Origin of the sequence: Faecalicatena contorta (genome assembly GCF_021531995.1) — a bacterium.
GTDB classification, from domain to species: Bacteria; Bacillota; Clostridia; order Lachnospirales; family Lachnospiraceae; genus Dorea_A; species Dorea_A contorta_A.
Window position 1 is genome coordinate 1 of sequence record NZ_JAFBIZ010000119.1, and the last position, 8,859, is coordinate 8,859.

Below are 8,859 nucleotides of genomic sequence, written 5' to 3' on the forward strand. Positions count from 1 at the left end.
CCCCTGTAGTTATGCATATATTTTAAGTGTATATTGTGGATAACCGGGAGATTAGGAATGGAGTTAGTATTATATCTGGCGGATTTTATTGTGCCGCTTGTGATTTTTGGGATTATCTGTTATGGACTTTTGATGAAAGTCAATGTATATGATACTTTTGTCAAAGGTGCAAAAAGTGGATTTTTTACTGTGATCAGGATTATGCCGACGCTGGTAGGTCTGATGGTGGCCGTCGGGATATTGAGAGCCTCCGGTTTTCTGGATTTCTTGTCCGGGATGATTGGCATGTTTACTGAAAGGATTGGTTTTCCGGGAGAACTGGTTCCGCTTACGGTTGTGAAGTTGTTTTCGTCATCTGCTGCAACAGGGCTTCTTCTGGATGTATATAAGGAATATGGGACGGATTCATACATTGGCCTTATTGCTTCCATCAGTATGTCCTGCACGGAGACGGTTTTTTATACCATGAGTGTATATTACATGACCGCAAAAGTTACAAAAACGAGATATACGCTCGGTGGTGCTCTTTTTGCAACTTTTGCAGGTACTGCTGTAAGTGTATTGCTGGCCGGATGGATGATGTAGAAATGCAGGATTACTTTAAGGATTCCAGTCGATTTTCATTGCGCCAGTTTCTTGGCGATATTCCATATACTTTTTTAAATGCCCGTGAGAAATGCAGCTGGTTCGGATATCCGACGGCATTTCCGATATCCGCAATGGACAGACCTGTAAGTTTTAAGAGTTCGGCTGCTTTTGTCATGCGGTAGTTGATCAGAAATTCCTGTGGAGATCGGCCTATGATATCATGAAATATTTTCCCAAAGTAGCTGCGATTCAGCCCGCAGGAATCAGCGATGTCTTCCACGGTGATATCATTCTGGAAATTTTGCTCTATAAAGGTAAGAGCTTCTTTAATATAGAAATCTCTCAATTTCCCGCCCTGATTTAATCTGACTGAATGTGAAGAACGCATAAAATAATCCAGAAAAAGATACAGATGTCCAATCAGGTGCATGGGAGCTTCTGTAGAATGACGGACGATATACAGCATTTCATTCATCATATCATTTCTCAGGTCTTTGGAGTTGGCACGATATATCGGATTGTCCGGTCTTAGACCTGCGATTTCGATAGCCTCTTTGGCTCTTAGTCCATCGAATTCAATCCAGACATATTCCCAGGGAAGATTGTGATCAGCAATATAGGTATTGATCTGATGTGGAAACAGCATAAAGCCCTGTCCGCTTCTGATCTGATATTCTACAGTGTTTCCCGGAGATTTGTCCGCGAGCAGTTTTCCGGTTCCGGATATTACATAATGAAACAGGTAGTGATTTCTGGCAGCAGGACCAAAAGAATGGGAAGGCTTACAGTGTTCCCAGCCATACTGGTAAAGTCCCAGGTCAACAAAGTTTTCATTGGGAAAAACAGAAAAAAGTACGTTGTTCATAAGGCTCTCCTTTGGTGATTTTTTTGTATTATATACCAAAATGCTTGCATAGTTCAATATACCAGAGGAAAAGTTGTATTTTGACATAAAACAAGAAAAATGTGGATATTTATAGACGCATAAAGGCATGTTACAATTTTGCGTGAAAAGAAAAACGGAAAAACCTGATGAAATGCTACATAATCCCGGGATAATCAGGAGAAAAGCCGACAAACATGTTGGAAAGGAGTAAATGAGAGATGTATAAAAGAGGAAAAAAATTAATCAGTACAGGATTGATCCTCTGTATGGTTGTAGCCATGGCTCTTCAAGGTTGTGGAACAAAAGACAAAAGCGACGGAATAATAGAGATTAATCTTGTTCAGTACAAACCTGAGGCGGTAAAAACATTTGAACAAATTGAAGAAAAGTTCAATGAAACACATGACGATATTCATCTGACAATAGAATCACCAAATGATGCAATGACAGTGCTGAAAACGAGATTTATCCGGGAAGATAATCCGGACATTATCGGAATCGGTGGGGATGTGAACTTTTCGAATTTCATGGATGCTGAGATTCTTATGGATATATCAGACTATGAAGGATTAAATGATATTAAACAGGCATACAGAGATATTGATAAAGCACTGGAATTTGTACCGCTGGAGGGAACCTATGCTGTTCCTTATGTAGCAAACGCAGCCGGAATTCTTTACAACCGGGAGATGTTCAAGGAACATGGATGGGAAATCCCGGAAACATGGGATGAATTCATGAGCTTGTGTGAACAGATTCAGTCAGAAGGTATATTGCCGATGTATTTCGGATTTAAGGACACATGGACTTGCCTTGCGCCGTGGAATGCGCTTGCAGTAGGTCTTGCACCTGCTGATGTATGCCGTCAGGTGAACAAAGGCGAGACAACATTTACAGAAGAGTACAGAGAAACGGCTGAAAAGATGCTGGAAATGATTCAGTACGGACCGGAGGATCCGTTTGCTTATGATTATAATGGAGCCTGTACAGCCTTTGCAAATGGAGAGGCAGCGATGTATCCGATCGGTAGTTATGCAGTGCCTCAGATTCAGACGGTAAACCCGGACATGGATATTGATTCTTTTGTAATGCCTGCAAATGACAAGGAAGAGGATAATGTATTGAATTCCGGCGTTGATCTGCAATTCTGTGTGATGGCAGATTGTGAAAATAAGGAAGCTGCCTATGAGGTACTGGATTTCCTGTTGGAAGATGAAAGCGTACAGGCTTACCTGGATTCACAGAATGCAGTACCTTGTAAAGAAGGCGATTTCGAACTTCCATCTATGCTGGATGGAATGGAAACCTATATTGATGCGGGAAGAATGGCAGATTATCAGGATCATTATTATCCATCCGAAATGTCAGTTGACGCACAGATACAGACGTTCCTTATGAAAAAAGATACAGATGCGTTTCTTAAGAAATTTGACAAGGACTGGATGAGATATAATCGTGATATTATCCAGAAAGTCCAGAATTACGAAAAAGAACATGCAGATGAAAATTAGGGGAAGGAGAAACAGAAAATGAAGAAAAAGAAAATGAACGGCAGAGAGCGGACATTTTTACTGATTACGATACCGATCGTGGCGTTGTTCTTCTGCTTTAACACCCTGCCACTGATCAAAGGTGTAATCTACAGTTTTACAAACTTCCGCGGTTATGGAAGCTTTGACTGGGTAGGACTTCGAAATTATAAAGATCTGTTTACGGATATCCGAGTTGGAAATTCTTACCTTTTTACATTTAAACTTGCGATAGCCGCAACAATTTTGACCAATATAATCAGCCTTCTGCTTGCATTGGGATTAAACAGTAAGATTAAGTTCAAGAGTACACTGAGGGGGGCTTACTTTATCCCGAATGTACTTGGAGCATTGGTTGTCGGCTATATTTTCAACTATTTCTTTACCTATATTCTTCCTGCATTTGGAGAAATGATTGGAAGCAGTACATTTTCCTCCAGTATGTTGTCCAATACAAAACTTGCATGGATTGCGGTCGTAATTGTATGTGCATGGCAGTCCATTGCTATGAATACGATCATCTATATATCCGGTCTGCAGACGGTTCCGGAAGATGTGTATGAAGCAGGAGCAATTGACGGAGCAACAGGATTCAGAAAATTTCAACATCTGACATTTCCACTGATTATTCCGTTCTTCTCCATCAATATGGTACTTTGCGTAAAGAACTTCCTGATGGTATTTGATCAGATCATGGCTTTAACCAAAGGCGGACCGGCTCAGAGTACGGAATCTATCTCTTATCTGATCTATAACAATGGTATGGGCGGCGGACAGTTTGGATTCCAGAGTGCCAATGCAGTAATCTTCTTTATTGTAATTGTGGTGCTTTCTGTATTCCAGATGACGATCACCGGTAAGAAGGAGGAGCAGTTGTAATGAAAAAAAATATAGGAAAAGAAAGAGTAAACTGGCCTTTGACAATTTTATTGATTCTGGGATTGATCACTGTAGCATTTCCATTATATATGACGATTATGATCGCATTTAAGCAGCCATCGGAGATGACGAACAGTATTTCCGGAATCCTGTCTCTTCCGAAAAGCTGGAGTCTGAGTAATTTTAAAGAAGCAATGGAAGTAACAGATTTCTGGCATTCTCTCGGAAACAGTATCCTGATTACGATGGTTACCGTTATACTGTCTATCCTGATCCATTCGCTGCTTGGATATGCTATCGGAAGAAACAAGGCACACAGTAAATTTTACAAAGGAATTTATTTCTATGTAGTCAGCGGTATGTTTGTTCCATTTGCAATTCTGATGATGCCTCTTGTAAAACAGACGGCGCAGATGGGGCTTGCAAATATGGCTGGAGTGATTATACTATATGTTGTATTCTATATGCCGATGAATGTGCTCCTCTATTCCGGATATCTTACCAATATCCCAATGGCCCTGGAAGAAGCGGCATGTGTGGATGGTGCCAGTACATGGACAACGTACTGGAAGGTGATCTTTCCGATCATGAAACCGATGCATGCGACGGTTGCAGTACTGACAGCGCTCGGAACATGGAATGATGTTATGACACCGCTGGTTATCATGTCTGGTTCCGGCAATACAACGCTGCCACTGGCACAGCTGAACTTCCAGACACAGTTTGGAACCAATTATAATCTGGCATTTGCATCATATCTGCTTGCATTGCTGCCGATACTGATCTTTTATCTGATCTGTCAGAAACAGATTTTGAACGGTGTAGTTAATGGTGCAGTAAAATAATTCTAAAATATTACATTATATAAGGAGAATCGCTATGGGAATTATCTATTGTCAAACAGACAGAACATTTACGATACATACAAGGACAACGACTTATCAGATGAAGGTAGATGACTATGGATTCCTTTTGCATCTGTATTACGGAAAAAAAGTAAAGGGATGTATGGATTACCTATTGACTTATTATGACAGAGGATTCTCCGGTAATCCTTATGAGGCAGGGAATGACAGAACATATTCTATGGATTCTCTGCCTCAGGAATTTCCATGTCTTGGAAATGGAGATTACAGAAGTGTGGCTCTATCTGTTGAAAATGCAGATGGTACATTCAGTTGTGATCTGAGATACAAAGGATATGAGATTACAAAAGGTAAATATGGACTTCCCGGTCTCCCGGCAGTATATGCGGATGAAGAAGAGGCTCAGACGTTAAAAATTGAGCTGGAGGACCGGGTAACGGGTCTCCGGGTCAATCTATTATACGGAGTACTTCCGGATCTGGATGTGATTACCAGAAGTGCAGAGGTTATAAACTGCGAATCCGGAAAAATCTATCTGGAGAAGGCGCAGTCCGCATGCCTTGATTTTTTGTATGGGGAGTATGACCTGATTACATTTTACGGTCGTCATGCAATGGAACGTAATGTTCAGAGAGTTCCGGTTGTTCATGGAAGTCAGGTGATCGGAAGCAGAAGAGGATCTTCCAGTCATCAGTATAATCCAATGATGATCCTAGCGGAAAAAAGAACAACAGAAGATGATGGATATGGTTATGCAATGTCATTTGTATACAGTGGAAATTTTCAGGGAGAGGCACAGAAAGATCAGTTTAATCAAACACGTATCCTGATGGGGCTTCAGGAAGAGATGTTCCGTTATCCACTGGAAGAAGGAGAAACTTTTTATTTTCCAGAAGTAATTATTACGTTTACAGATAAGGGATTAAATCAGCTGTCTCAAAATCTGCATTCCTGTATTCGTCATCATGTATGTCGTGGAAAATATAAAGAAGCGGTTCGCCCGGTACTGATCAACAGCTGGGAAGCATCCTACTTTGATTTTTCAGGAGAATCGCTTTATGAACTTGCAAAGCATGCAAAAGAGGCTGATATTGAGATGCTGGTAATGGACGACGGATGGTTCGGAAAAAGAGAAGATGATAACAGCGGACTTGGTGACTGGTATGTAAATGAAGAAAAACTTGGTGGAACATTAGGAGATCTGATTCAGAAGATCAATGACCTTGGCATCAAATTTGGTATCTGGATTGAGCCGGAAATGATATCCGAAGACAGTGATCTGTACCGGGCACATCCGGACTGGGCACTGGTGATTCCGGGAAGAGATCCGGTGCGTGCGAGAAATCAACTGGTATTGGATTTTTCAAGAAAAGAAGTGGTAGATTATGTCTACGATCAGATCTGTAAGGTTCTGGATCAGGGCAATATTGAATATGTAAAATGGGATATGAACCGAAGCCTGATGGATATCTATTCGGTGTCTGTAAAAGATCAGGGAAGAGTTATGTACGATTATGTTCTGGGGGTATATGAATTTCTGGAACGGCTGGTACAGAGATACCCGGATATGTTGATCGAAGGCTGCAGCGGCGGTGGTGGAAGATTTGATGCCGGAATGTTATATTATACGCCGCAGATCTGGTGCAGTGATAATACAGATGCTATAGACCGTTTGAAAATTCAGTATGGAACTTCTTTTGGGTATCCGGTTTCTACAGTAGGATCGCATGTGTCGGCTGTACCAAATCATCAGACCGGAAGAACTGTATCGATGAAGACAAGGGGGATTACAGCGATGGCTGGAACCTTCGGTTATGAGCTGGATCTTGGCGCGCTGACGAAGGAAGAGAAGGAAGAAGTTAAAAAGCAGATTGCAGATTATCACAAATATGCACCATTGATTCAAAATGGAAAGTATTATCGTCTGTCGGATCCGTTTCACGATGAAATCTGTGCATGGGAATTTGTATCAGAGGATGGGAAAGAAGCTCTTTTGAATGTAGTTATGCAGGAGATTCACGGAAATATGACGGTCAATTATGTAAAAATGAGAGGACTGAATGCAGATGTGCTGTATCAGGAGAAAAACACCGGAAAAATGTACAGTGGAGCAGCCCTGATGGAAGCAGGAATTCCTGTTCCGGTAGAACTTGGAGAATATCAGGGATATCAGCTGCATTTTGAAATCTTTGAATAGAGGAAAAACATTTCAGAAGAGGATAAAGACCATGGAATCGAAAGAGGATATCAGATTCAAAGAACGGTTAAGCAGACATCATGATGAACTCAGATGGCTGTATATGGAGTTATATCAGAATGAAGATATGTTTGCTGAGCTGTGTTCGCAGATGTATGAATATTATATAAAACGTAGACAATCGCTGAAAATCAGGGATGATTATCGTGAAAAGGAAACAGATTGGTTTCAAAAGAAAGATATGCTCGGTATGATGCTCTATATTGATAATTTTGCAGGTACCGTAAAAGGCGTGACAGAAAAACTTTCTTATCTGAAGGAATGTAATGTAAACTGCATTCATCTGATGCCGTTTTTGGATACCCCGAAAGGGCGTTCAGACGGCGGATATGCAGTGTCTGATTTCCGGAAAGTAAGATCAGATCTTGGAACGATGGATGATCTTGCAGATCTTGCGGACAGGTGTCATCAGAACGGGATCAATCTGTGTATGGATTTTGTTATGAATCATACTTCTGAAGAACATGAATGGGCCAGACGTGCCAGACAGGGTGACGGGGAGTATATGAGCCGGTATTTTTTCTATCAGGACAGAGGAATTCCTGAAAGATACGAACAGACGGTTCCACAGGTATTTCCAACAACGGCACCGGGAAATTTTACCTATCTTCCGGAAATAGATCATTATGTGATGACGACATTTTATCCATATCAGTGGGATCTGAATTACCGCAATCCAAGAGTGTTTAATGAAATGATGTATAACTTCCTGTATCTGGCGAATCAGGGGATGGATATCATCCGGATTGATGCGGTTCCGTATATCTGGAAAGAATTGGGAACCCAGTGCCGGAACCTGAAACAGGTACATACAATTGTCCGTATGATGCGAATGATTAGTGAGATTGTGTGCCCAAGTGTACTCTTATTAGGGGAAGTGGTTATGGAACCGGAAAAAGTGGTTCCGTATTTTGGTACGGTGGAGAAACCGGAATGTCACATGCTGTATAATGTAACGACGATGGCAACGACATGGAACAGTGTGGCAACGAAAGATGTTCGCCTGCTGAAGCAGCAGATGGATATTGTGAACAGCCTTCCAAAGCAGTATACATATTTGAATTATCTGCGCTGTCATGACGATATCGGCTGGGGATTAGATTATCCGACTTTAAGAAAATGGGGGATGACGGAACCGCAGCATAAGAAATATCTGAATGATTATTTTACCGGAAAGATCCGGGAAAGTGTCAGTCGTGGCGAGCTGTATAATGATGATCCGATCACTCAGGATGCCCGTTTCTGTGGAACAACTGCATCCATGTGTGGAGTGGAATGTGCAGGATTCCAGGGAAAGAAGCTTGAGGAGTCCGGGGACGATGAAATGAAAGCTGCGGTACGTCTGGATATTATGCTCCATGCATATATGCTGATCCAGTCGGGAATTCCAATGCTTTACAGCGGCGATGAGATTGGGCAGACCAATGATTACAGTTATAAACAGGATCCGGAAAAAGCAGAAGATTCCCGCTATATTCATCGTGGAAGGTTTCACTGGGAACTTGCAGAGAACAGACATGACGAATTAAGTGTGGAAGGATCCATCTTTCAGGCACTGACTTGTCTGGAACAGGTTCGACGACAGGAAAATGTATTTGATCAGAAGGCAGATGTCTATACTTATGATGTTCATGAAGATGCCATACTGGGAGTTTTACGTGAATATCAGGGAGAGTATCTGATCGGACTATTTAACTTCAGTGATCAGCCAAAAACTGCCTGGATGCAGGAAACAGGTATTTTCAGAAATCTGATGACAGGTGAGAAAGTGGAACTGAAAAATATTGTGGTTCCGGGACACGACTTTCTGTGGTGTAAGAAATCCGATTAAATTATACTCGTAAAAATTAATGA

The 8,859-nt window shown here is 41.5% G+C and carries 7 protein-coding genes; 6 read left to right on the forward strand and 1 reads right to left on the reverse strand.

Going from position 1 to position 8,859, the window contains the following annotated elements; translation table 11 throughout:
* Positions 1-57: 57 nt before the first annotated feature.
* Positions 58-585 carry a spore maturation protein gene (locus tag JQM82_RS13060; RefSeq protein WP_235250806.1) on the forward strand — a complete coding sequence of 176 codons (528 nt, stop codon included), beginning with the start codon at positions 58-60 and terminating at the stop codon, positions 583-585.
* Between the two features lie 10 nt (positions 586-595).
* Here JQM82_RS13060 and JQM82_RS13065 read toward each other — a convergent pair whose 3' ends face one another.
* Positions 596-1,453, reverse strand: a complete 858-nt coding sequence (locus tag JQM82_RS13065) for an AraC family transcriptional regulator (RefSeq protein ID WP_235250808.1) — start codon at positions 1,451-1,453, stop codon at positions 596-598.
* Between the two features lie 239 nt (positions 1,454-1,692).
* Here JQM82_RS13065 and JQM82_RS13070 point away from each other — a divergent pair, with 239 nt between their 5' ends.
* From JQM82_RS13070 to JQM82_RS13090, 5 genes are read left to right on the forward strand one after another with little or no spacing between them, the layout of a single operon-like run.
* Positions 1,693-2,985, forward strand: coding sequence for an ABC transporter substrate-binding protein (locus tag JQM82_RS13070; protein ID WP_235250809.1), 1,293 nt, complete (start codon positions 1,693-1,695; stop codon positions 2,983-2,985).
* A gap of 18 nt (positions 2,986-3,003) precedes the next feature.
* Positions 3,004-3,882 (forward strand): carbohydrate ABC transporter permease, encoded by an 879-nt coding sequence (locus tag JQM82_RS13075; protein WP_235250810.1) that lies wholly within the window; start codon positions 3,004-3,006, stop codon positions 3,880-3,882.
* Positions 3,882-4,727, forward strand: a complete 846-nt coding sequence (locus JQM82_RS13080) for a carbohydrate ABC transporter permease (RefSeq protein ID WP_235250811.1) — start codon at positions 3,882-3,884, stop codon at positions 4,725-4,727. The genes JQM82_RS13075 and JQM82_RS13080 overlap by 1 nt, the downstream gene beginning before the upstream one ends.
* Positions 4,728-4,761: 34 nt before the next feature.
* Positions 4,762-6,945, forward strand: a complete 2,184-nt coding sequence (locus tag JQM82_RS13085; protein WP_235250812.1) for an alpha-galactosidase — start codon at positions 4,762-4,764, stop codon at positions 6,943-6,945.
* A gap of 31 nt (positions 6,946-6,976) precedes the next feature.
* Positions 6,977-8,836, forward strand: coding sequence for an amylosucrase (locus JQM82_RS13090; RefSeq protein ID WP_235250813.1), 1,860 nt, complete (start codon positions 6,977-6,979; stop codon positions 8,834-8,836).
* Positions 8,837-8,859: the final 23 nt, after the last annotated feature.